This window comes from Hyphomicrobium sp. CS1BSMeth3 (assembly GCF_900117415.1).
In the GTDB taxonomy this organism is placed as follows: Bacteria; Pseudomonadota; Alphaproteobacteria; order Rhizobiales; family Hyphomicrobiaceae.
Window position 1 is genome coordinate 1,106,819 of record NZ_FPEI01000006.1, and the last position, 21,908, is coordinate 1,128,726.

The following is a 21,908-nucleotide window of genomic DNA, read 5'->3' on the forward strand; positions in this document are numbered from 1 at the left end:
CATGCGCGACACACGCAAGACCTCTCCGACGCTGATGAAGACCCTTGCGGGCAAGGACCTCCGTAAACTGGGCCTCCTTGTTCTCGCGGTGCTGGTGCTGCTCGATCTCGCCGTAGCGCACCATGGATACTTCGGGATCGACGGCACGTTCGGCTTCGCCGCCTGGTTTGGCGCCCTCTCCTGCTTCGCCCTGATCCTGCTCGCCCTCGCCGTCGGCTCCATCCTGCGCGCTCCGGAGGGGACCTATGACGACTAGCCTCTTCTTCTCTCCGGCAACGGCTCTTCTGGCAGGCGCCCTCGCCCTGCTCTTCACGACCGGCATCGCGCGCAAGGCCGTGCTGCTCGCATTCCCACTGCTCGCACTCGTGCTCGTGTGGCAAGTGCCCACCGGCAGCGTCACCGCGAACTATCTCGGCTACGCGCTGATCCCGATCCGGGCCGACGACCTCGCCCTCCTTTTCGGAGCCGTCTTCGCGCTCGCGGCCTTCCTCGGCACCCTTTACGCGCTCGATCGCAGCTCGACACTGGAGCTCACATCCGCCCTGGTTTACGCCGCCGGTGCCCTCGGCGTCGTCTATGCCGGCGACTGGATCACGCTTTTCGTATGGTGGGAGGTGATGGCCATCGCCTCGACGATCATCGTCGTCTGCGGTGGCGAGAAGGCCCACGGTCCGGCCTTCCGCTACGCCCTCATCCACTTCCTCGGCGGCGTCCTGCTCATGGCCGGCATTGCCGGCGAGATCGCCATGAGTGGCAGCGCAACCATCACATCGCTCAAGCCTGATAGCTGGGCACGCTGGCTGATCCTCGCGGGCCTTCTCGTCAATGTCGGCGCACCGCCGTTCTGGGCCTGGGTGTCAGATGCCTATCCGGCCTCCTCCTGGTCGGGCATGGTCTTCCTCTCGGTCTTCACGACCAAGACGGCCGTCTACGTTCTCATGCGCGCCTTTCCCGGCGTCGAGGTACTGGTCTGGGTCGGCCTCGTCATGGCGATCTACGGCATTGTCTATGCCGCCCTCGAGAACGACATCCGTCGTCTGCTCGCCTTTGCCATCGTGAGCCAGATGGGCATCAAGGTCGCAGGCGTCGGCATCGGCACCCCCCTCGCGCTCAACGGCGTCGCGGCCCATTCGGCAGCGGCGGTCATCTACACGGCACTGCTGGTCATGGTCGCAGGCAGTGTCCTTCGCCAGACCGGCAAAACACGCCTGAACGAACTCAGTGGACTGGCGGACGCGATGCCGCTCACCGCCTTCGCCTGCATGATCGGTGCGCTCGCCATTGCCGCCTTCCCGCTCACCTCGGGTTTCGTCTCGAAGTCCATGATCATCGAGGCTGCAGCCAAGGAGCATCTCGCTGGCGCCTGGATCCTGCTCATGGCCGTATCGGCGGGCGCGGTGCTGCACGCCGGCCTGCGACTGCCCTGGCTCTTGTTCTTCGGCGCACCGAAAGAGCGGCTCCACGTCAGTGATCCACCGCAGGCCATGCGGATTGCCATGGCGCTCGCGGCCGTGCTCTGCGTCGTCGTTGGCATCGTGCCGGATGGGTTGTACGTGTTGCTGCCGCATCCCGTCGCCTATGTGCCCTACACGGCGAGCCACATCCTCGTACAGATCCAGCTCCTCGCATTCGCGGCGCTCGTCGTCTATCTCATGCGCGACTGGCTGCAGCCGCAGCGGGGCATCACACTCGACCTCGACTGGCTCTATCGCCGCCTCGGCGCCTGGATCGCGCGCGGGTTCGACGACATCACGGACAGGGGTTGGACGCGGCTCGTCAGCAACCTCAATGGCAAAGCCGCGCGGCTCCATGAGTTGCTGCTCGCATATCATGGCCCGACAGGCACGTTCGGGCGCACATGGCCCACGGGCACCATGGCCTTCTGGACGACCTTCCTCCTCGGCGCGTTCCTGCTGATCGCCGCGATGGGGTAGCCTCGCAGCGCCCTGGCACTTCGCGCTTACGCGCGAACGGGGACTAGTCCCCGCACCCCTACCGGGAGGGACACCCTCCCGGACCCGCCCGCCTTTTATGGACCTTGGAGCGAGCCGCAAGCGCATCAGCATCCCCTCTCCCCGCAAGAGCGGGGAGAAGGGACCTGTCGCACACGCGGTTCGCTCCAATTCATAAAAGACGGGGGTTCGGGGGTGTCCCCCGAGCGGGTCATAGGGCGGCAGCCCTGTTCGCGCTGAAAGCGCGAGCGTCAGCTCTTGCTCTTCAGTCCCTGCTGAAGCTCCCGCGCGAAGGCGGGGAGGCCGGTCTGGCGGCTCGAGCGATGGCGCTCGGCAGAAAGAACCCCGCGAAGGATGCTCAGGCTCTCAGCGACGACATCATTGACGACGACGTAGTCGTACTCGGGCCAATGGCTGATCTCTTCGCCCGCCGCGGCGAGCCGGCGCGCAACCACGTCGGCGCCATCCTGCGCACGGGCGTGCAGACGCTGACCGAGCGCCGCAGCCGAGGGCGGCAGAACGAAGACCCGAACAAGATCCGCCGGCGCGGTTTCAGCGAGCTGCTGCGCACCCTGCCAGTCGATATCGAAAAGGACGTCGCGGCCCGCGTTCAGCGCGTCCATGACCGGCCCGCGCGGCGTGCCGTACAGATTGCCGTGAACGTGTGCCCACTCGAGAAGCTCACCCGCTTCCTTGAGCCGCTCGAAAGCCGCGGCATCGATGAAATGGTAGTCCTGCCCGTCGACCTCGCCCGGTCGCGGCTTGCGCGTCGTCACCGAGACCGAAATGACGAGCGCGGGCTCCGCCGCCAGCAATGCCTTCGCGAGCGTCGTCTTGCCGGCGCCCGAAGGCGACGACAGCACCAGCATCACGCCACGCCGCGCCATGTGAGTGCTCGCCATCCTTGCCTCTATTCGATGTTCTGGATCTGCTCGCGCATCTGCTCGATCACGGCCTTGAGCGCAAGACCTGCGCGCGTCGTCTCGATGTCATTGGCCTTCGAGCAGGTCGTATTCGCCTCACGATTGAATTCCTGCGCCAGGAAGTCGAGCCTGCGGCCCGCCGGCTTCCCGCCGGCCATGAGCTCGCGCGCGGCCGAAACGTGCGCGCGGAGCCGCTGCAGCTCCTCCTCGACATCAGCCTTGACGGCCAGCATGGCGGCTTCCTGATGCAGACGCGTCTCGTCGAGCGGCGCGCCCGTTTCCAGAAGCCGCGCCACCTGCTCCTTGAGACGCGCCCGGATAGCCTCGGGCGAGCGAGCCGGCGAAGCGGCGATCGTCTCCACGAGCGACGAGATCGACGCCAGATGCTCCTCGATGACCGGCCCCAGGCGACGTCCCTCGGCGCGACGCGATTCGACGAGCTGATCGAGCGCGCGCTCGAAGCTCGCGAGCATGGCTGCATGACGCGCCTCGATTGCGGCCTGATCCTCGGCGCCTTCGCCGACCTCGATCACGCCGCGCAGTGCCAGCAGCCCCTCGACGCTCAAGGGCGCGAAGTTCCCGCGCGCGCTCAGCCGCTCGGCAATAGCCATGAGCTGGCCGAGGGCCGCCTCGTTGATGCTGAGCTCCGTGCCGCCGCCGTCGCGGGCGACATTGAGGCTGATAGATACGTTGCCGCGCGTGAGGCGGGCCCCGATCCGCTCGCGCAGGCGCGGCTCGAGAGCTTCATGGCCCGGCGCCAGCCGAAGGCGCACATCGAGACCCTTGCCATTCACGCTGCGAATATCCCAGCGCCACGCGACCGTGCCATGCCGGCCTTCGTCGGCACCGAAGCCGGTCATCGAGGGAACTGGGCTGTCCTGCTTCGCCATGGGCGTGATCATATCTCGGCTGGGGCGCGGGCTTGCGCACGCGCCGAGGGATTTGTGAGAGATTTACTGTCCTGCCATTCGCGATCGGGCAAGCAATTTTGGCGCTGCGGGGCCCGGATCGGCCCGCCGAACCCACAGATAGCCATACCATGGCCAATAAACGGGCGAGCGCTGCGCTGGGCGCGGACCGGCCTTCGCACACCGCTCGCGTCGGGCTCTGGCATTGGCGGCATCCGGCCGCTACCTTGCCACGCGCATATCAGAGCACGTACGAATGGGCTCCGTGGCCCCTGAGCCGGCCATCAATACGGGGAGAGATTCATGGTTCAACGAGGCCCACACCGCGGCCTGATCTTCGGCATCTTCCTGGCGCCCTTCCACCGCGCTGGAGACAACCCGACGCTGGCCATTGCCCGCGACATGGATCTCATCAGCCACCTGGATGCGCTCGGCTATGACGAGGCCTGGATCGGCGAGCATCACTCGGCGGGCTGGGAGCTCATCGCGAGCCCGGAGCTCATCATCGCCGCGGCGGCCGAGCGCACGAAGAACATCCGGCTCGGAACCGGTGTGACCAGCCTCCCCTATCATCACCCCTTTCTCGTCGCCCAGCGCTTCGTCCAGCTCGACCACATGACCAAGGGCCGCGCCATGCTCGGCTGCGGACCGGGCGCACTCACGTCCGACGCCTACATGCTGGCCATCAAGGCCGAGGACCAGCGTCGGCGCATGGGCGAATCGCTCGACGCGATCATGCAGCTCCTCAAGTGCGAGGAGCCGGTCACCATGAAGACCGACTGGTTCGAGATGCGCGAGGCGCGCCTGCATCTGGCACCGTACACCGACCCACATTTCCCGATCGCCGTGGCGAGCACGCAGTCACCGGCCGGCATGCAGGTCGCCGGCAAGCATGGGCTCGGCGTGCTTTCTCTCGGCGCCGGCTTGCCGGGCGGTGTGGATGCGCTGCCCGCCCACTGGAAGATCGCCGAGGACGAGGCTGCCAAGTACGGCAAGACGATGGACCGCAAGGGCTGGCGTCTCGTCATCAACATGCACTGCGCGGAAGACGACGAGCGCGCGCTCCGTGATGTCGCCCATGGCGAGCGCCAGGAGACCGTGACCTATTTCGAGGAAACCCTCGGCCGTCCGCCCGGACGCTCGCAGGATCCGCTGCGCGAAGGCGTGAAGGCCGGCAACACGCTCGTCGGCTCGCCCGAGACCGTCACCAAGGGCATCGAGCGCATGATCGCCGCCAGCAAGGGCGGTGTCGGCGGCGTGATGTTCCGGGCGCACGAGTGGGCGAACCGCGAGGATACTTTCCGCAGCTTCGAGCTCTTCGCGCGCTGGGTCATGCCGAAGTTCCAGGGTTCGCTCGACACCGTGATCGCCTCGCGCGACTGGTGCCGCGACAATCGCGGCACGATCTTCGCGCCGAACGTCAAGGCCATCGAAAAGGCCTATCAGGATGCCGGCAAGGCCCTGCCCGAAGGCTATCGCTCGCGCCTCACCGGCGCGCGCGACGACAGCAAGAGCTGACCAACCAACTCAATTGAACCAGGCACTAGGAAACTGATGACGACACAAACGCGCCATTGGTCGCACGATGTCTTCGCCGAAATGAAGGCGCGCGACATCCAGACCGTCGCCACGATCCCCGATGGCGGCCTCACACAGCTTCTGAACATGGTCGTCGCCGACAAGGACATGCGCCTCGTCACGCTCTCGACGGAGGAAGAAGGCGTCGGCGTCGCAACCGGCCAATGGCTCGGCGGCAAGCGCGCGATGATCGCCATGCAATCTTCGGGCGTCGGCAACTGCATCAACGCGCTCGGCATCCCGGTGACCATGCGCGCGCCGTGCCTCATGCTCGTGACCATGCGCGGCCAGTGGGGTGAGTTCAATCCCTGGCAGGTCCCCATGGGCATGGCGACGCGCACGGTGCTGGAAGCCGTCGGCGTGCGCTGCTTCCCCGTCGAGCACGCTGCGGAGATCGGCGAGACGTTCGCCGCTGCGGCTGACATCGCCTTTCATGGCCGCCTCTCGGCCGCGGTGCTGGTCAGCCAGCGCGTGATCGGCGCCAAGGGCTTCGGACAGAAATAAGGGCTAGTGTGATGATCGAGAAATTCGCCAGATCTCGCGGCTGGGTATCGAGCGAATTTCTCGATCTGAATCACACGAGCAAGTCTATGATTCTAGTGTCCCTTTTGATTCCGAAGTTCGCTCGGGACGCCAGCATCAAGGGTAAGCGAACTTCGGAATCGGGACACTAGCGACATGACCTCGACCACCAAACCCGCAAGCCCGGCGCCCAACAAGATCAAGCGGCGCCCGTTTGTCGCCGAGCTCCTCAAGCACCGCGGCAATGCGCTCGTCGTGCCGGGCCTCGGCAGTCCGACCTGGGACATCTCCGCTGCGGGCGATCAGCCCGAGTATCTCTACTCGTGGGGCGGCATGGGCCTCGCCGTTGCGACGGCTCTCGGCATTGCCATGGCGCAGCCGGACCGTCGCGTGCTCGCGATCACCGGCGACGGCGAGATGATGATGGGCATTGGCTCGCTCGGCGTCGTTGCCGATCAGGCGCCGAAGAACCTCGGCATTCTCGTGCTCGACAACGAGCATTTCGGCGAGACAGGCCGCCAGCACGGTCTCACCGGCGCGCGGACGGACATGTGCAAGGTCGCTGAAGGCTTCGGCATTCAGAAGACCATGCTCGTCACCGAGGAGAGCCAGCTCGGCACGCTCGCCGATCTCATGTTCAAGCAGCCGGGGCCGACATTCGCCGTGGCCAAGATCGCGATCACGGAGGACCCCTGGGCGCTCCCGGTGAAGGACGGTGCGGCGATCGCCCATCGCTTCCGCATTGCCGTCGGCGTCGAGAAGCCCTGATCAGACACGCCAAGAGCAAGAGCCCGCAAGGGCCGCGCATGAGGAAATGAACCGAGCCGGAGATCAGCCGTGGCTGCCGTTGAGATGACCGAACCTGCCGCCCGCACCGATGCGGGCCTCGACTACGACGTCATCATCATCGGCGCCGGCATCTCCGGGCTCTATCAGCTCCTCAAGCTGCGCGAGCTCGGCCTCCACGTGAAAGTCTTCGAGACGGGCACGGGGGTCGGCGGCACCTGGTACTGGAACCGCTATCCGGGCGCGCGCTTCGATTCCGAGAGCTGGTCGTATGGCTATTCCTTCTCCAAGGAGCTGCTCCAGGAGTGGGACTGGACGGAGCACTTCTCGCCACAGCCCGAGACACTGCGCTACCTCAACTACGTCGCCGACAAGTTCGATCTGCGCCGCGATATCCAGTTCAGGAGCCGCGTCGTCGCCGCCCATTTCAAGGAGACGACGCGAAGCTGGGAGATCACGCTCGAGGACGGCAGCCGCCACAACGCCCGCTTCCTGATCACGGCCATCGGCCCACTTTCGACGCCGACCATGCCGCGCATCGAGGGCGTCGAGACTTTCAAGGGCGAGGCCTTCCACACGGCCCGCTGGCCGCATGAACCCGTCAGCTTCGAAGGCAAGCGCGTCGCGGTGATTGGTACGGGCGCGACCGGCGTTCAGACCATTCAGGAAGTGGCCAAGACCGTCGGCCATCTCACCATCTTCCAGCGCACGCCGAACTGGTGCGCCCCCTTGCACAACAGCGAGATCGACAAGGAGACGATGGAGGGGATCAAGAAGCGGTATGACGAGATCTTCGCGCGCTGCAAGGAGACACACGCCTGCTTCGTCCACACCATTGATCCCCGCCGCACGTTCGATGTGACGCCGGAAGAGCGCGAGGCCTTCTTCGAGCACCTCTATGCCTCACCCGGCTTCGGCATCTGGCAGGGCAACTTCAAGGACATCCTGACCGACCGGAAAGCCAACGCCGCCATTTCCGATTTCGTGGCGCGCAAGATCCGCGAGCGCGTGAAGGATCCGGCGGTCGCCGATAAGCTCATCCCGAAGAACCACGGCTTCGGCACGCGGCGCGTGCCCCTCGAGACCAAGTACTACGAGGTCTACAATCAGCCGAACGTGAAGCTCGTCGACATCAAGGAGACGCCGATCGAGCGGATCACGCCGAAGGGCATCAAGACGAGCGATGCCGAGTACGAATTCGACATGATCATCTATGCGACGGGGTTCGATGCCATCACCGGCAGCTTCCATCGCATCGACCTGCGCGGCACGGGCGGGCAGACACTCAAAGAGGCCTGGACGGGCGGACCCAAGACGTTCGTCGGCGTTCAGGTCGAAGGCTTCCCCAACATGTTCATGGTCGTGGGGCCGCATACGGCGCTCGGCAATATCCCGCGCAGCATCGAGTACAACGTCGAATGGGTCACGGACCTCATTCGCCACATGACCGAGCGCAAGCTTACGCGCGCCGACCCGCGCTCCGAGGCAGTCGAGGCTTGGACCGAGAACGTACGCGCAGTTGGCGAGGGCTCGCTCGTCAATGAGGTCGATTCATGGATGACGGGCGTCAACCGCAACGTCGAGGGCAAGCAGGTCCGCACGCTCGCCCGCTACAGCGGCAGTGCGCCCGCCTACCGCGCCTGGTGCGACGCCGTGGCTGCCGGCGGCTACAAAGAGATCGATCTCTCGTAGGCAATCCGAAATGCATCGGGCGCCTCTGGATCCCAGGGGCGCCCGTTTGATTTTCGGATCTGACGAAGGCGCTCAGGCCTCCGCGCCAGCCGCCTCGATCTTGGCATTGGCCTTCTGCATGGCGCGCTGGACCTTCTCGAAGGCGCGCACCTCGATCTGGCGAATGCGCTCGCGCGACACGCCGAACTCGACCGAGAGATCCTCGAGCGTTGCCGGATCTTCCCGGAGGCGGCGGGCCTCGAAGATCTGGCGCTCGCGGTCCGTCAGCGTCTTCAGCGCATTGCCGAGCATGCCGCGGCGCAGTTCCAGCTCCTCGCTCTCGGCGAGCTGCGCCTCCTGATCGGGCGTCTCGTCGACGAGCCAGTCCTGCCACTCACCCGAGTCGGCATCGGCGCGAACGGGCGCGTTCAGTGAAGCGTCGCCGCTCAGGCGGCGGTTCATCGAGACAACGTCCTCCTCGCTCACGCCGAGCTTGGTCGCGATCGCCTTGACCTGATCGGGCTTGAGCTCGCCCTCATCGAGGGCCTGGATCTGGCCTTTCACGCGGCGCAGGTTGAAGAAGAGCTTCTTCTGCGACGCCGTGGTGCCCATCTTCACGAGGCTCCACGAACGCAGGATGTACTCCTGGATCGAGGCCCTGATCCACCACATGGCATAGGTCGCGAGGCGGAACCCCTTGTCCGGGTCGAAGCGCTTCACCGCCTGCATGAGCCCGACGTTGCCTTCGGAAATCACCTCGCCCATGGGAAGACCATAACCGCGATAGCCCATGGCAATGCGGCCGACGAGGCGCAGATGCGACGTCACGAGCTTGTGGGCAGCTTCGGTATCCTCGTGCTGCTGCCAGCGCTTGGCCAGCATGTACTCCTCGTCCGGCTCCAGCATTGGGAACCGACGGATCTCCTCGAGATAGCGGGATAGGCCGGCCGAGCCTGAAGCTACGACCGGCAGTGCTTTGGTCGCCATAGCCATTCCCTCTCTTCGCGCCACGCTGGCCACTTCAGTCAGTAATGCCGAGCTGCGCGAATAGTTGCCGCGGTGGTCTCAGGTACCCTGTTGGTTCAGTCGCCCGTTCCGCGGAAAAGGTTCATCATGTTGTAATGAGAGTACGCCCGATGGACCTCCCGCTCCACTACTGAGGCGTGTTCATCACAAGGTATTGAGGGGCGCGTGAACTTGGCCCCCGCGCGTTTGAGCAGAACGCATCAGATCTCTCCAATCCGTCGCTACGGCACTAAAAATTCTCACTATTTCTTATCGAGCTGTCGACAGCTCGGCGCTCGCTTCACGCCTGATCCCGGCGGCACCATGCGGCAAAATCGACCACCCATTGCCGCTGCGCGTCGGTTTCAGGGATCCGCCGCCCTCGCGCTTCGGACACTGCATCAATGGCCGCTTCGGGCTCCGCACCGAGTTGTACGAGGACCGCCGACGCGAACAACGGCGAACGCCCGCGCCCGGCATAACAGTGCACGCCGACAGTGCGTCCAGCCTCGATCTCGCTCACCATTGCTGCGATCAGCGCCCCTGCCGTCTCGATCGATGCGGGCACGCCGAAGTCGTCCGTCGGAAGGTTATGGAACGCGAGCCCCACTTGCTCCGCGACATTGGCCTCCCAGGCGAGGCCGAGGCGGATGGCCTCCTCACCCTGAAGCATGCTGACCAGGACATCGACGCCGGCCTCCCGCAGGGCCTGCATCTGCTGCGGCAGGCCAAATGCGGGGTCGGGCCGCGTGACAACCGCAAGCCCTCCGCGATCGAAGCCACGGACCCAGTAAACCGTCGGCAGCATGGTGTCTCGTCGTCAGCTACTCTGCCGCTTTGGCCGCAGGCACATACCGCTTAGCCGGCGACCATGTCTTGAGCGTGGCGCGGGCGTACTGAACCGAGACCGGCACCTCTGCGCCGAGCTTGTAAGCGGCGTGCCACGCCCAGTGCGGGTCATCGAGGAAGCCCCGCGCGAGCGCCACCATATCCGCCTGCCCGCCGGCGACGATGGCCTCGGCCTGCTCCGCCTCGGTGATGAGACCCACCGTCATCGTCGGGATCCCCGTCGCCTTCTTGATCGCCTCGGCGAAGGGCACCTGATAGCCCGGCCCGAGCTGGATCTTCTGGTCCGGATGATTGCCGCCCGAAGACACATCAATGAAGTCGCAGCCAGCTTCCTTGAGCTTCTGGGCGAAGAAGACCGAGTCCTCGATCTTGAGACCGTCGTCCATCCAGTCCACGGCCGAGATACGGATGCCGAGCGGCTTGTGCTTCGGCCAGACCTCGCGCATGGCCGCGAAGATCTCGAGCGGCAGGCGAATGCGGTTCTCGCGGCTGCCGCCGTATTGATCCGTCCGCTTGTTCGAGAGCGGCGAGATGAACTGGTGCAGCAGATAGCCGTGCGCGCCGTGGATCTCGATCAGGTCGAAGCCCACACGGTCCGCGCGCTTCGTGGCCTCGACGAATTTCGCCTTGAGCTGCTCGATCTCGGGGAGCGTATAGGCCTCCGGCGTGTGCCAGCCCGGCGCGAAGGGGATCGCCGACGGCGCTTTGGTCTGCCAGGCGCCTTCCGTGAGCGGATCGGAGTGCGACTTGCTCTCCCACGGGCGCTTGCAGGACGCCTTGCGGCCCGCGTGGCCGAGCTGGATGCCGATCTTGGCCGTGCCGAAGCGCTTGCAGGATTGAACGACGCGCTTCATCGCCGCCTCGTTCTCGTCATTGGCGAGCGCGGTGCAGCCGGGCGTGATCCGCCCGATCAGCTCGACACCCGTCGCCTCGACGATCAGCAGACCCGCTCCCGAGTTCGAGAGAGAGCCGAGGTGCAGCATGTGCCAGTCGTTCATATTGCCGTTGTCGGCCGAGTACTGGCACATGGGCGCGACGACGGCGCGGTTCGCAAGTTCGAGGTCACGGAGCTTGATGGGCGCAAAAAGCTTGCTGCTCATGGGGCGACGTTTCCCTTCTGTCAGGATGGACTGCAGGCCCAGCGGGATGTGCGGGATTGAGGCGGAAAGCCACGGTATTCCGTTCAATAGCACGCGCAACGGGGCTGTGGCCACTGCCCCGGCAATATCGGCTCCCCGGCCGCCCTTCCCGTGGTCGCCTAGGCGCTCATGACGCCTTCCCGCAGCTCCCTGCGGACGAAGAAGAGGTTGCGCGCGTAGATCAGGACCCCGAACTGCCCGAGCACGATCACCGGATCCATGCGGTAGACGCCGTAGCAGAAGACGAAGAGCCCCCCGAAGAACGAGAGGTACCAGAAGAGCTGCGGGACGGTCGAGCGGCCCCGGCGCTCGCTCGCCAGCCACTGCACGATCCAGCGGGCCGAGAACATCGCCTGTCCAGCCAGACCGATGCAGAGCCAGGTCAGATCGGCAGCGGAAAGCCCGCCCCACCATGCGACGATTTTGGCGAACACGAGCTTGTCTCCTCGGAGAAGTGGAAATCGTTGGATATGGCGTTCGCCCCCCCGCCCTGGACTTCAGCAATCCTTGGTACGACGGTGCGCGCGCGCAGCCATCTGACGCCGACGAGATCGTAGATGCCGACGATCGCGCGACGCAGGTTGGTGTATTTCGACTGACCTGCGATGCGCGGCCGGTCGTTGACGGGCAGGTAGGCGACATGGTGCCCGTACGAGAGGAACAGGGCCGGCAGATAGCGATGCATGCCGGAGAAGCTCGGCAGTGCCAGGAAGGCCTCGCGGTCGAACACCTTGATGCCGCAGCCCGTATCCGGGCATTGGTCGGCCAGCACGGCATCCCGGAGCCAGTTGGCGAAGCGCGAGGCGAGCTGCTTCGAGCGCTCCGCACGCCGCGTCGTGCGGATGCCGCCAACCAGCGAAGGTCCTGGCAGGACACGGACGGCGTGCCCAACCAGAGCGGCGATGTCGGCCGGATCGTTCTGGCCGTCGCCGTCGAGGGTCGCGATAAGGCCGTAGCGCGCCGCACGGACGCCCGTATGAATTGCAGCGCTCTGGCCGCAGCGCGTTGCGAGCCGGATATAGCGCAGGCGCGGGAAGCCGCCGATGAGCGCCTTCGCCTCTGCGGCCGTGCCGTCATCGCTCGCATCGTCGACGACGATCACCTCACCGACGAGCTCTTCAGGCACGACGGCGAAGATCTCGCGCACGAGACGCTCGGGGTTGCCCGCCTCGTTGTAAGCCGGCAGCACGATCGAAATCCGCGTCTCGCCCTGTCGGCGGTGGGCGTGCGTGGGTGTTGTAGCGGCTGCGTTCATGAGACGTCCGCGCCGAGGCGCGCCTCCCCTGCTTCCGTCGGACGCGACGGCCGAGTGTGGCGATCAAGTCCGGCCGATCGCGCGTGCCACACAGCGATGATTGCCAAGTGAAGGATGCCGACGGTCAGGGCCATGAAGACGCCGGCAAAAAGCACGTCGCTGAGAAAATGTGCGCCTTGCATCATGCGCACGAGGCCTGCCCCGATCCCGAAGACCATGGCGGTGCCGAGCAGCGTCAGCCTGAGCCCGGGCAGCAGCAGGGCCGGGGCGAAGAAGAGCGCGAACATCGAGGAGGCCTCGCCACTGATGAACGAGCAGTTCCGCTTGCACTCGGTGGCGGGCAGCAGCGGGGGCGTGAACTGCCGTGTGCCGCCGAGCTCCACCACATCGCGCGGCCGCGCCCGCCCCCAGTTGTCCTTGAAGATCGTGTTCGCGACGAGCCCCGGCCCGACCGCGAGCACGGCAATGAGGAACCAGCAGCGCGCCTGATCGAGGGCCAGCCAGCGCTTCCGCATGGACACGGCGAGCGCCACCAGCACACCCGCGACGGCGCAACCGATCACGTAAAGGGTAACGAAGAACTGGCGCGGGAGATCCACCGCCCAGCCGGCGCACCATCCGCGCGCGCGCTCGGATCCCGCGCAGAAGTTCTGCAGGGCTTCCGACAGCATGAGGTCGATGCCGGGATTGGCGAGCATGACAAATGCGAGGACCGCGCCGGTCGCGAGCGCCGCCGTCATGAACCTGCGCCTGAAGCGCACTTCCTCAGGAAGTAACGGGTCAACGAGCGACATGCATTACCTCTTGAGAAGACCGTCGAGCACGGCGAGATGGAGCGTCCGGGTCGCGAACGCGCCGGCCGGAACCGACGCCGTGTTGAGCACGACGATGCGGCTGAACTGACCAGTGATGGCGGGATCGGGCGCGGACTGGGAGACGAGCAGGACGGGCGTCAGCGTTTGCTCGGTGAAAGGGTGGACCAGCTCGAAGTGATTGCGCGGTCGCTCGCCGCGCCAGGCAAGGACCTTCAGGGGCAGGGCGCGGCCGTAGTAACCGAGCGCCGCCGCGATCTCGCGGTCGGCCGTGAGGATCGCGGTCACCGGCTTGCCGTCGAGCTGCGTCTCGTTCGCGAGCCGCCCGACCAGCGCGGCGATCTCGCGGCTTCCGAGCGTTCGCGCGAACGGATCGCCGACGAACGCGAGGGTGAAGCGACCGGCCTGCCAGGTTGCCGCGGCGAGCGCGAGCGCAACGACCACGTGCAGCACGAGCGAGGTTCTGAGACGCACCCAGGCGCCGTCACGGATCATGACGGCCGTGACGAGGATGGTCGCGGCGACGTAGGCCGGCGCGGCCCAGTTCGCATGTGCCCGCGACAAGAGGCCCTGGACGGTCACCGCGAGGATGATGGGCACGGAGAGGGCGAGGAGCAGCCTGTCGGGAGCGGCGAGCGCACCAAGGCGGCCGCGCGTCTGCCAGAGGAACGTGATCAGAGCGGCAAAGAGAATGGGCCCGAACACGCCGAATTGAGAGAGCAGGAACTCCGCTGCCTTCCCCGGATGAAGCACGAGCCCCTTCCAGTTGGCGTTCTCACCCGTGTGCACCACGGTCACGAAGCTGTTCGCACTGTTCCAGGCGACATTCGGCAGGATGAGCGCCACCGCGAGCGCGAGCGCGAGCCAGAGATGGGGCGTGCGCAGCAGGCGCCGGTGCTCGGGCGCGATGAGGAAGTAGATCGCGATGCACGGCACGAAGTAGGCCATGGCGTACTTCGCATTGAGCCCGAAGCCGATAGCCGCTCCGAGCAGGAGCGCACTCGCGTAGCTGGGGGCTGACAGGTGGTGCGCGAAAGCTAGGAGGGCGAGTGCCCAGGCCAACAGCAGCGGCACATCCGTGGAGATGATGCCCGATGAGAGAGAGACCGCGGGGAGCGTCGCGTAGACCAGCGCCGACCAGAATCCGATCTCTTCCGAGTAGAGGCGCCGGGCCGCCAGATAGATGACGACGGCCGTGGCCAGATGCATCAATGTTGCCGGCAGACGAACGCAGAACTCGCCATCGCCGCAGACCGCCGTGGAAGCCGCGATGATCCAGGCGATGAGCGGTGGTTTCGAGTAGTAGCCGGCAGCGGGCGCCTGGGCCCAGGTCCAGTACTGCGCCTCGTCGACGAAGAGGTCGGTGCCGTTAAACGCCAGCGCTGCCAAGCGAAACACGGCGACAGCCGCAAGAACGAGTGTCAGCAGCAATGCCCAGGATGTGCGGCCGGACCGGTTGCCCGCCCCGGCCGCCGCATCCGGCGTAATGGACTGTGCTTGACCTCGCTCAGGAGCGAGATCCGTCTCAGTCTGCGACGCCACCATTGGAAAGCCCCCCAACCAACGGCGAAACGCTAGCAAGGGTTTATGACAGATTGGCAACACGCGAGTGTCGGTTCGGTAACACTCCACCGGCCAGCACATATTCGAGCTATGGCCTTGAAAGGTCTTTACATGCGACCCAGCGCAACTTATGTGCACCCGCAAGTGCGGCGATCTCTGCTGGTTTCCTGCAGCTCGCCCGGTCACAGGTCGACTGGTGGAGGTCCCATGGGATGGAGACGTTTCATTCTGCCTCGGCGCTGATTGCAGCCCGTAAGCCCGAGAAGCCCATTATCGGCCTGCGTCCGCACGCCGCGGGTCGCGCAGCGCGATGGTTCCTTGCGAACTTTCCCGGCGATATCGCCTATGCCTACAAGGCCAACAGCACGCCCTTTCTGATCGGCGCGCTGTACGGCGCCGGAATCCGCCATTTCGACGTCGCCTCGCTCCCCGAGCTCGAGGATGCGAAGACGATCCCCGACGTGACGTTCCACTTCATGCATCCCGTGAAGTCGCGGCACGCGATCCGGCGCGCGTTCGCGCTCGGTTGCCGCTCCTTCTCGCTCGACAGCGAGGACGAGCTGAAGAAGATCGTCGAGGAGACCGGCGGCGCGCACGATCTCTCGCTCTGGGTACGCATCGCCGTACCGGCCATCAACGCCGTCATCCCGCTCCAGAACAAGTTCGGGATCACGGGCGCGGCGGCCGTGCGCCTGCTGACGAAGACGCGGCAGGTGGCGAGGTCGCTCGGCATTTCGTTCCACGTCGGCTCGCAGACGCTGGCACCCGAGGCCTATGCCTCGGCGCTTTCGGAGGCGCGCAAGCTCATCACCCGGGCAGGCGTGGTCATCGACGGCATCGATGTCGGTGGCGGCTTTCCCGCGCGCTATTCGGATGACAGCCAGGCGCCGCTCTCGGACTTCATCCAGGTCATCCGCGAGAGCTTCGCGACGCTGCCTGTCGCGAGCAACTGCCGCCTCATGTGCGAGCCGGGCCGGGCACTCTCAGCCGAGTCGGAGAGCCTCATCGTCCGCGTCGACGCCCGCCGCGGCGGCGATCTCTACATCAACGACGGCAGCTACGGGATGCTGTTCGACGCCGCGCACCTCGGCTTCACGTTCCCCGTGCGCCTGGTCGGCCGCGAGGTGCGCGACCCGAAGGCGCTCGCGCCCTTTCAGTTCTGGGGGCCGACCTGCGACTCGATCGACCACATGAAGGGCCCCTTCATGCTGCCCGCATCGATCCGCGAGGGCGACTACATCGAGATCGGCAATACGGGCGCCTATGCCCGCGCCATCGCCGGCAAGTTCAACGGCTATGGCTTCTACGATGAGGTCATCCTCAAGGACCCGCCGATCTACACCATGTACGGCGACGAGGCGGTTTCTCGCCCCGTCGCGCTCGCCGAAGCGGGCGCAACGGTCTAGCCGTGCAGCAGCATTTGCCGAGGGTGGCGGCTGCGCCCCCTCGGCAGGCACTATCCGCCGAGGTGTGAGGCCAAGGCCGCCGCGGTCTCGCGAAGCGCCTCGTCACTGGCCCTAGGCAGGGCGCGGAACGTGAGCTCGGGCTCCACGATATACCGCCGCGACGTGATGTCGGTCTTCTCCACGAGCGGGACGATGTGGGCGTGCGCGTGAGCGATGTCTCCGCCCGTGAACATGAAGGCCACCCGCTGCACGCCGTAGATCTGCTTTTGCGCTTTCGCGAGCCGCTGGCCCAATGCCATGATCTCCGAGCAGAGCTCCAACGGCAGCTCGTCGAAGGTCTCGTAGTGCTCGCGGGGAACGATCTGAACGTGCCCGTCACGGATCGGGCCGATATCGAGAAAGGCGACCAGGCGCTCATTGCGGAAGACTTCGTGCGCTGGGATCTCCCGCCGCGCTATCCGGCAGAAGAGACACGCGCCGTGTGAATGTTCCTCTTTCAAGGTGATACCTTTCAGGATGTCGTTTGCGAACCGTCGCTGTTGGGGCGGCGTTGAAGGCGCGAACTACGCGCCCTTGAAACTGAAAGCATTGCCGTCGCGAACGACACGTCCGGCCGTCGGCATAGGGAAGTGCGCCGGCATGACGAGCATGTCGCTGTCGGCGGTGCGATCCAGGAAGGCCCGCCGGTTCTTGGCCGAGAGCGTCATATCCGTATCCACGCGGCAGCAGAGATCGGGATAGAGGAGCTGGAGCTGGTGGTGGATGGCGTCGCCGACGAAGATGCCGCGCTTGCCGCCGTTCTCGACGTTGATGAGCACGAGCCCCGGCGAGTGGCCATGACATGGCTCGAGCCAGATGCCCTTCTCCAGCTCGAAATCGTCGTCGACGAGCACGGCCTGCTCGGCGCGCTTGATGGGCAGCACACTGTCTTCGAACGACAGCACGTGCATGTTGTTCCTGTCGCCCTTGGCGTACTCGGCATCCCAGAAGTCGTACTCGCGCTTGGCCATGATGTGCTTGGCATTGGGGAAGGTCGGGACCCAGCGGCCATCGAGAAGTTGCGTATTCCAGCCCACATGATCCCAGTGCAGATGCGTGCACATGACGTAGTCGACCTGCTCGGGCTTGACGCCGAGCGCCGCAAGGTCCGCGAGGTAGTTCGTCTGGATCATGCTGAAGTCGGCGCGCGCGGGGCGCGGCTTGTTGTTGCCGCAGCAGGTGTCGATCAGGATCGTATGCCTCGGCGTGCGCACGACGAACGTGTGAAAGCTCATGAGCAGCTTGTCGTCGGCGCTGATGAGCTTGCCGAGACGGGCCTTGCCATCGGCAAGCTGGGCGTCCGTGCAGGCGGGGAAGAACTCCCGCGCAACAAAGGCGGGGAATTCCAGCTCCACAACACGGTCAATGGCGAAGTCGCCGATCTGGGCCAGGGTCATGCGCCGTCTCCTCCCGGGATCTCGTTGCTGGCCGATCATGGCGTGATGGAAGGCCAGCACGCAAGCCGCATGGGCGACATGCGGGTCCCCTATTGCCGCCGGGCTTCTCCGTGACGCACGATGCGGCCAACAAACGGAGGAAATGGCGATGGCCGAACTGGTCCTGAAAGAAATGCGCGGGCCTGTGCAGATCGTGACGCTCAATCGGCCCGCTGTGCTCAATGCGGTGAGCCCGGAGCTGCGCGCGGCATTCACGGCTGCGATGAAGGAGGCCGAAGCCGACGCGACCGTGGGCGCCGTCGTCATCACCGGCGCTGGCAAGGCCTTCTCCGCTGGCCAGGACCTCAACGAGACGGCCAACCTCACTATCGATCAGGTCCGCGGCTGGTGCACGTCCATGCGTGTCATGTACCAGTCCGTGCGCGACCTCTCGAAACCGGCGGTGGCGGCCTGGAACGGCATTGCCGCTGGCGCCGGCATGCAGATCGGGCTCTGCTGCGATGTGCGCGTCGCACATCCTGCTGCCCGTATCGGTCAGCCCGAGACGCGCGCGGGGCTCGCCAGCATCGTCGGCACATATCTCATGGGCCTCTACGTCGGCCATGGGCCCAATCGTGAGCTGTCGCTCTCGGGCGGGCTCGTCGGCGGTGAGCGTGCTCATGCCATCGGCCTCGTCGATCATCTCGTGCCGGAGGGCGAGGTGCTGACGAAAGCGCTCGCCATTGCCGAAGACCTGCTGAAGGTCCCGCCCGTTGCCATGCAGCTCACCAAAGAGCGCTTCCGCACAACCACTCAGCCCGGCTTCGACGACGCGACCGCCGCCGGTGTCCGCTATTCGCTCGAGGCCTACGCGACCGGCGAGCCGCAGCGCATCATGAAGGGGTTTATTGCCGCGCGTGCCCAGCGCAAGAAGTGAGCGCTGTGATCAGGCCCGGTGATACGGGTGGCCCGAAAGGATGGTGATCGCGCGGTAGACCTGCTCGACCAGCACCACGCGGGCAAGCCCGTGCGGCAGCGTCATGCGGCCGAGCGAGAGCGTCAGGTGCGCCCCTTTGCCGGTAAGGCTTGCAGGATGGCCATCGGGCCCGCCGACGAGCAGTGCTGCGGACTTCACGCCCTCGTCCCGCCGCACGCCGAGATACTCGGCGAATTCGGCGCTCGACATCAGGCGCCCGCGCTCGTCGAGAACGATCCTGAGATCACAATCCGCCGTTGCATGAAGCAGGCGCGCCGCCTCATCGGCCTGTCGCGCGTTGGTCTCTCCCGCCCGGCTCTCGGGAAGCTCCTCGATGGTGACCGGTGAGATCCCGATCACCTTCCCGCTCGAAACGCGCTTCATGTAGCGGGCAATGATCGCCCGCTCACCGTCATCCTTGAGACGGCCGATGGCAGCGATGACCAGCCGCATGGCCGCCCCTCCCAGGATAACGCGCCGCGCCGGCGCCCTCAGCGACAGCCTAGTGCGCGACGGGCTCCGCGCCGCGATCCGCCGACCACATCTTTTCCAGGTTGTAGAAGGCGCGGATCTCAGGCTGGAACACGTGCACGATGATATCGCCCGTGTCGATCAGGACCCAGTCGCACTGCGGCTGGCCCTCGACGCGCACACGCTCGCAACCGGCATCCTTGAAGGCCTGCAGGATCTGCTCGGCGATCGCGTTGACGTGGCGATCGGAGCGGCCCGTCGCGATGATCATGAAATCGCCGATCGAGGTCTTGCCCTTGAGATCTATAACGGCGACGTCCTCAGCCTTGGCGTCGTCGAGCCAGTGGACTACGCGGTCCAGCAGGGCAGCAGAGTCGCGTCGTTCGGACACGAACTCAGTCGGAGGTGTGCTCGCGCGAGCACCCTCGGGCGTGGTTCTCATCGTTTGGTGAGCGTCCCTTCGTCATCCGACCCTTATGGTCATGCGACCAGGTGGTCTGAAAGTGCCGGGCTCGCTTACAGGATTAAGGCCCCGCACCGCCGGCGAATTCTGCCGGCACACAAAAGCATATGATGGCGGGCGCCAGATTTACAAGCATCATGCGCACAAAGGCGGCTCTGGCTGATATTTCAGGAGGTTATATCTCCTGTCGCAACCGCCGGACGGCTCGAGGTGGCAAGCCGGCCACACATTCAACCAGTCTGGCAGCCCGCCCGGGGCGGGAGCTCCTCGAATTGCGGCAGGTCGTCCGTGATATCGAACCAGGGGGCTTTGCTGCCGACAAAGACATGCCGCTCCGGCTTGATGCCCGGATCGTCATCGAGCGGGCCGAGCGGCAGGCCATAGGCGGATGAATCGAAATCGAACTTGCTGAGGAGCGCGGTGCCGCACACGCGGCAGAAGCCGCGATGCGTGCCGGGCGAGGACTGGTAATAGGTCACCAGTTCCTCACCCTGAATCCACCGGAAGTCCTGGGCTGCGACCCGCGCCCGCGAGCGGAAGGCCGCGCCATGCGCCTTGCGACACGTGGAGCAATGGCAGTTGAGCGCGCCGGTCAGCGCGCCCGTGATCTCGTAGTGGACACCGCCGCAGAGGCAGCTACCCCGCAATGCCATTTGGCCTCCCAGCGGGCCGGAAACGTCAGCCCTTGCCCTTCGAGGCCTCGTAGCGCGCCTTGGTCTCGGCGTTCATGGGATAGAGTCCGGGCAGCGCCGCCCCCTTCCCGACCTCGTCCATGATCCAGCCTTCCATGCGCTCCTGCTCAGGGCCTTCCTTGAGGATGGTCTCGAGCTGGGCTGCCGGAATGAGCACCGCGCCATCCGCGTCCACGACCACGACATCGCCCGGGAAGACCGCAACGCCGCCGCACGCAATCGGCTGCTGCCACGCAACGAACGTCAGACGCGCGACCGACGGCGGCGCCGCGCCACCCTGGCACCACACCGGGAGGCCCGTGCTCAGCACGCCCGAGACGTCACGCACCACGCCGTCCGTGATGAGGCCGGCCACGCCCTTCTTGACCATGCGCGCGCAGAGGATGTCACCGAAGATGCCGGCGTCGGTCTCGCCCATGGCATCGGCGACCGCGATGCAGCCCGCCGGCATGGCCTCGATGGCCGCGCGCGTCGAGATCGGCGAGGACCAGGATTCGGGCGTCGCGAGATCCTCGCGCCAGGGCACGAAGCGCAGCGTGAAGGCGCGGCCGACGATGCGCGGCTGGTCGGGGCGCAGCGGGCGCGTGCCACGCATCCAGGTGTTCCTGAGGCCCTTCTTGAGCAGGATGGTCGTGATGGTCGCGGTGGTGATCTTGGACAGGGTCGCGACCGCGCTCGCGTCGAGCGTCATGTCGACGGCTTTCTCCGTGCTCATTGGGCATCTCCTCGGGTGAACAGTCAGGGATTTTCAGGCCGGCACTTTCCCGGCTGATACGCCCTCGGCAGCCCGGCGTCCATGGGAGAGCGTGCCCAATTGGCGCGCATCTCCAATTCCGAGCCGGGCTCACAATAGCGCATTGAGCGCCCAGCCCGCGTCCGTCGGGGTGGCGAGATAAGGCATTCCATGGCGCGACTCAGGTCCCGCCCGCGCCCCGAGCATGTGCTCGTGGATGGCATCGAAGACGCCGCTATGAGCAACGAACAAGAGTCTTTCCTCCGGGTGCGCGATCATCCATCGAGCAATGACCGGCGGAATGCGTTCGAAGATCTCGGTCCACGGATCGGCATCCGCCGGCAGAACATTCCGCGAGGACTGATCCGGCCGCAAACCGTGGCGTTCCTTCACCTCACGGATCACCTGCCCGTCGAAAGCGCCGAAACTGCGCTCGATCAGGCCCCGATCGACATGGAGCGGGCGCTCCAGGCGCTCCGCGACCACGGCGGCCGTTTTGAGCGCGCGAACGAGCGGGCTCGTGACGATGCGGGTGATCTCCGCGCCGGCCAGCGCTTCCCCGGCAGCTTTGGCCTGCGCAATCCCCGCCGCATTGAGCGGCACGTCGGCGTGCCCCTGATAGCGGCCTTCGCGGTTCCAATCGGTCTCGCCATGACGCAGGAAATAGAAGGGCCGCTTGGGGATCATGCGGAGGCTCACGGGACGGAGACGGACGGCATAGGACGGGGACAGGATCCTATCGGATGCTTTGTCGCCTGTCAGGAAGCCCACCTTCTCGGCTACAGAGAG

At 65.7% G+C, this 21,908-nt stretch carries 24 protein-coding genes; 8 read left to right on the top strand and 16 right to left on the bottom strand.

Translation table 11 applies throughout. From position 1 onward, the window contains the following. The first annotated feature begins 1 nt into the window (after position 1). Both CS1BSM3_RS20265 and CS1BSM3_RS20270 read left to right on the top strand, forming a co-directional pair. Entirely contained in the window at positions 2–256 is a 255-nt protein-coding gene (locus CS1BSM3_RS20265) for a hypothetical protein (protein ID WP_210188814.1), read from the top strand. Beyond that, positions 246–1,934: a Na(+)/H(+) antiporter subunit D gene (locus CS1BSM3_RS20270; protein WP_072390116.1), complete on the top strand. Its 1,689-nt coding sequence runs from the start codon at positions 246–248 to the stop codon at positions 1,932–1,934. The genes CS1BSM3_RS20265 and CS1BSM3_RS20270 overlap by 11 nt, the downstream gene beginning before the upstream one ends. A gap of 269 nt (positions 1,935–2,203) precedes the next feature. On the opposite strand, the gene gmk is transcribed toward CS1BSM3_RS20270, so the two are convergent. Together gmk and CS1BSM3_RS20280 are read right to left on the bottom strand one after the other, a co-directional pair. Continuing rightward, entirely contained in the window at positions 2,204–2,854 is a 651-nt protein-coding gene (gene gmk / locus CS1BSM3_RS20275) for a guanylate kinase (protein ID WP_072390119.1), read from the bottom strand. An 8-nt stretch (positions 2,855–2,862) separates the two neighbouring features. Then, on the bottom strand, positions 2,863–3,765 hold the full coding sequence (locus CS1BSM3_RS20280) for a YicC/YloC family endoribonuclease (RefSeq protein WP_072394153.1): 903 nt from the start codon (positions 3,763–3,765) through the stop codon (positions 2,863–2,865). Between the two features lie 321 nt (positions 3,766–4,086). Between CS1BSM3_RS20280 and CS1BSM3_RS20285 the strand changes: the two genes are divergently transcribed. The 4 genes from CS1BSM3_RS20285 (at position 4,087) to CS1BSM3_RS20300 (ending at position 8,361) form a co-directional block, all read left to right on the top strand. Next, positions 4,087–5,301 carry an LLM class flavin-dependent oxidoreductase gene (locus CS1BSM3_RS20285; protein ID WP_210188815.1) on the top strand — a complete coding sequence of 405 codons (1,215 nt, stop codon included), beginning with the start codon at positions 4,087–4,089 and terminating at the stop codon, positions 5,299–5,301. A 36-nt stretch (positions 5,302–5,337) separates the two neighbouring features. Further along, positions 5,338–5,865: a thiamine pyrophosphate-binding protein gene (locus tag CS1BSM3_RS20290; RefSeq protein ID WP_072390122.1), complete on the top strand. Its 528-nt coding sequence runs from the start codon at positions 5,338–5,340 to the stop codon at positions 5,863–5,865. A gap of 174 nt (positions 5,866–6,039) precedes the next feature. Continuing rightward, positions 6,040–6,651, top strand: a complete 612-nt coding sequence (locus CS1BSM3_RS20295; protein ID WP_072390125.1) for a thiamine pyrophosphate-dependent enzyme — start codon at positions 6,040–6,042, stop codon at positions 6,649–6,651. Positions 6,652–6,720: 69 nt separating this feature from the next. After that, the gene (locus CS1BSM3_RS20300) at positions 6,721–8,361 is read left to right on the top strand and encodes a flavin-containing monooxygenase (protein WP_244540573.1); all 1,641 of its coding nucleotides are present in this window, start codon (positions 6,721–6,723) and stop codon (positions 8,359–8,361) included. Between the two features lie 72 nt (positions 8,362–8,433). On the opposite strand, the gene rpoH is transcribed toward CS1BSM3_RS20300, so the two are convergent. From rpoH to CS1BSM3_RS20335, 7 genes are all read right to left on the bottom strand, one after another. Further along, complete coding sequence (gene rpoH, locus CS1BSM3_RS20305) at positions 8,434–9,327, bottom strand: RNA polymerase sigma factor RpoH (RefSeq protein ID WP_072390128.1); 894 nt, start codon at positions 9,325–9,327, stop codon at positions 8,434–8,436. Positions 9,328–9,646: 319 nt separating this feature from the next. Continuing rightward, positions 9,647–10,153 (bottom strand): phosphatase domain-containing putative toxin, encoded by a 507-nt coding sequence (locus tag CS1BSM3_RS20310; protein ID WP_072390131.1) that lies wholly within the window; start codon positions 10,151–10,153, stop codon positions 9,647–9,649. A 16-nt stretch (positions 10,154–10,169) separates the two neighbouring features. After that, on the bottom strand, positions 10,170–11,294 hold the full coding sequence (locus CS1BSM3_RS20315; RefSeq protein ID WP_072390134.1) for an NADH:flavin oxidoreductase/NADH oxidase: 1,125 nt from the start codon (positions 11,292–11,294) through the stop codon (positions 10,170–10,172). 158 nt (positions 11,295–11,452) lie between these two features. Then, complete coding sequence (locus CS1BSM3_RS20320) at positions 11,453–11,767, bottom strand: lipid-A-disaccharide synthase N-terminal domain-containing protein (RefSeq protein WP_072390137.1); 315 nt, start codon at positions 11,765–11,767, stop codon at positions 11,453–11,455. After that, entirely contained in the window at positions 11,716–12,588 is an 873-nt protein-coding gene (locus tag CS1BSM3_RS20325; RefSeq protein ID WP_072390140.1) for a glycosyltransferase family 2 protein, read from the bottom strand. The genes CS1BSM3_RS20320 and CS1BSM3_RS20325 overlap by 52 nt, the downstream gene beginning before the upstream one ends. Continuing rightward, positions 12,585–13,382: a phosphatase PAP2 family protein gene (locus tag CS1BSM3_RS20330; RefSeq protein WP_083528757.1), complete on the bottom strand. Its 798-nt coding sequence runs from the start codon at positions 13,380–13,382 to the stop codon at positions 12,585–12,587. The genes CS1BSM3_RS20325 and CS1BSM3_RS20330 overlap by 4 nt, the downstream gene beginning before the upstream one ends. A gap of 3 nt (positions 13,383–13,385) precedes the next feature. Then, a complete protein-coding gene (locus CS1BSM3_RS20335) occupies positions 13,386–14,945 on the bottom strand; it encodes an ArnT family glycosyltransferase (protein ID WP_174263740.1) in 1,560 nt (519 codons plus the stop codon). A gap of 230 nt (positions 14,946–15,175) precedes the next feature. Between CS1BSM3_RS20335 and CS1BSM3_RS20340 the strand changes: the two genes are divergently transcribed. Further along, on the top strand, positions 15,176–16,369 hold the full coding sequence (locus tag CS1BSM3_RS20340) for a type III PLP-dependent enzyme domain-containing protein (RefSeq protein WP_072390146.1): 1,194 nt from the start codon (positions 15,176–15,178) through the stop codon (positions 16,367–16,369). 50 nt (positions 16,370–16,419) lie between these two features. On the opposite strand, the gene CS1BSM3_RS20345 is transcribed toward CS1BSM3_RS20340, so the two are convergent. Together CS1BSM3_RS20345 and CS1BSM3_RS20350 are read right to left on the bottom strand one after the other, a co-directional pair. Beyond that, entirely contained in the window at positions 16,420–16,869 is a 450-nt protein-coding gene (locus CS1BSM3_RS20345; RefSeq protein ID WP_072390149.1) for an HIT family protein, read from the bottom strand. A gap of 63 nt (positions 16,870–16,932) precedes the next feature. Beyond that, positions 16,933–17,805 (bottom strand): MBL fold metallo-hydrolase, encoded by an 873-nt coding sequence (locus tag CS1BSM3_RS20350; RefSeq protein ID WP_072390152.1) that lies wholly within the window; start codon positions 17,803–17,805, stop codon positions 16,933–16,935. 148 nt (positions 17,806–17,953) lie between these two features. On the opposite strand from CS1BSM3_RS20350, the gene CS1BSM3_RS20355 reads away from it, so the two are divergent. Beyond that, on the top strand, positions 17,954–18,721 hold the full coding sequence (locus tag CS1BSM3_RS20355) for an enoyl-CoA hydratase/isomerase family protein (protein WP_072390155.1): 768 nt from the start codon (positions 17,954–17,956) through the stop codon (positions 18,719–18,721). Between the two features lie 9 nt (positions 18,722–18,730). Here CS1BSM3_RS20355 and rlmH read toward each other — a convergent pair whose 3' ends face one another. From rlmH to CS1BSM3_RS20380, 5 genes are all read right to left on the bottom strand, one after another. Beyond that, positions 18,731–19,213, bottom strand: coding sequence for a 23S rRNA (pseudouridine(1915)-N(3))-methyltransferase RlmH (gene rlmH / locus CS1BSM3_RS20360; RefSeq protein WP_072390158.1), 483 nt, complete (start codon positions 19,211–19,213; stop codon positions 18,731–18,733). 49 nt (positions 19,214–19,262) lie between these two features. Next, positions 19,263–19,673 (bottom strand): ribosome silencing factor, encoded by a 411-nt coding sequence (gene rsfS, locus CS1BSM3_RS20365; protein ID WP_072390161.1) that lies wholly within the window; start codon positions 19,671–19,673, stop codon positions 19,263–19,265. Positions 19,674–19,924: 251 nt separating this feature from the next. Continuing rightward, positions 19,925–20,347, bottom strand: coding sequence for a GFA family protein (locus tag CS1BSM3_RS20370; protein ID WP_072390164.1), 423 nt, complete (start codon positions 20,345–20,347; stop codon positions 19,925–19,927). 25 nt (positions 20,348–20,372) lie between these two features. Then, positions 20,373–21,077: a ribonuclease activity regulator RraA gene (locus CS1BSM3_RS20375; RefSeq protein WP_072394162.1), complete on the bottom strand. Its 705-nt coding sequence runs from the start codon at positions 21,075–21,077 to the stop codon at positions 20,373–20,375. Between the two features lie 153 nt (positions 21,078–21,230). Beyond that, positions 21,231–21,806: a histidine phosphatase family protein gene (locus CS1BSM3_RS20380; RefSeq protein ID WP_072390166.1), complete on the bottom strand. Its 576-nt coding sequence runs from the start codon at positions 21,804–21,806 to the stop codon at positions 21,231–21,233. Positions 21,807–21,908: the final 102 nt, after the last annotated feature.

Coding starts and splice junctions, on each gene's coding strand:
- CS1BSM3_RS20350 (WP_072390152.1), bottom strand. CDS start 17,805: ATGACCCTGGCCCAGATCGGCGACTTCGCCATTGACCGTGTTGTGGAG.
- rsfS (WP_072390161.1), bottom strand. CDS start 19,673: ATGAGAACCACGCCCGAGGGTGCTCGCGCGAGCACACCTCCGACTGAG.
- CS1BSM3_RS20335 (WP_174263740.1), bottom strand. CDS start 14,945: ATGGTGGCGTCGCAGACTGAGACGGATCTCGCTCCTGAGCGAGGTCAA.
- CS1BSM3_RS20315 (WP_072390134.1), bottom strand. CDS start 11,294: ATGAGCAGCAAGCTTTTTGCGCCCATCAAGCTCCGTGACCTCGAACTT.
- CS1BSM3_RS20330 (WP_083528757.1), bottom strand. CDS start 13,382: ATGTCGCTCGTTGACCCGTTACTTCCTGAGGAAGTGCGCTTCAGGCGC.
- CS1BSM3_RS20295 (WP_072390125.1), top strand. CDS start 6,040: ATGACCTCGACCACCAAACCCGCAAGCCCGGCGCCCAACAAGATCAAG.
- CS1BSM3_RS20270 (WP_072390116.1), top strand. CDS start 246: ATGACGACTAGCCTCTTCTTCTCTCCGGCAACGGCTCTTCTGGCAGGC.
- CS1BSM3_RS20310 (WP_072390131.1), bottom strand. CDS start 10,153: ATGCTGCCGACGGTTTACTGGGTCCGTGGCTTCGATCGCGGAGGGCTT.
- CS1BSM3_RS20380 (WP_072390166.1), bottom strand. CDS start 21,806: ATGATCCCCAAGCGGCCCTTCTATTTCCTGCGTCATGGCGAGACCGAT.
- CS1BSM3_RS20265 (WP_210188814.1), top strand. CDS start 2: ATGCGCGACACACGCAAGACCTCTCCGACGCTGATGAAGACCCTTGCG.
- rlmH (WP_072390158.1), bottom strand. CDS start 19,213: ATGCGGCTGGTCATCGCTGCCATCGGCCGTCTCAAGGATGACGGTGAG.
- gmk (WP_072390119.1), bottom strand. CDS start 2,854: ATGGCGAGCACTCACATGGCGCGGCGTGGCGTGATGCTGGTGCTGTCG.
- CS1BSM3_RS20355 (WP_072390155.1), top strand. CDS start 17,954: ATGGCCGAACTGGTCCTGAAAGAAATGCGCGGGCCTGTGCAGATCGTG.
- CS1BSM3_RS20370 (WP_072390164.1), bottom strand. CDS start 20,347: ATGGCATTGCGGGGTAGCTGCCTCTGCGGCGGTGTCCACTACGAGATC.
- CS1BSM3_RS20340 (WP_072390146.1), top strand. CDS start 15,176: ATGGAGACGTTTCATTCTGCCTCGGCGCTGATTGCAGCCCGTAAGCCC.
- CS1BSM3_RS20290 (WP_072390122.1), top strand. CDS start 5,338: ATGACGACACAAACGCGCCATTGGTCGCACGATGTCTTCGCCGAAATG.
- CS1BSM3_RS20280 (WP_072394153.1), bottom strand. CDS start 3,765: ATGGCGAAGCAGGACAGCCCAGTTCCCTCGATGACCGGCTTCGGTGCC.
- CS1BSM3_RS20325 (WP_072390140.1), bottom strand. CDS start 12,588: ATGAACGCAGCCGCTACAACACCCACGCACGCCCACCGCCGACAGGGC.
- rpoH (WP_072390128.1), bottom strand. CDS start 9,327: ATGGCGACCAAAGCACTGCCGGTCGTAGCTTCAGGCTCGGCCGGCCTA.
- CS1BSM3_RS20285 (WP_210188815.1), top strand. CDS start 4,087: ATGGTTCAACGAGGCCCACACCGCGGCCTGATCTTCGGCATCTTCCTG.
- CS1BSM3_RS20375 (WP_072394162.1), bottom strand. CDS start 21,077: ATGACGCTCGACGCGAGCGCGGTCGCGACCCTGTCCAAGATCACCACC.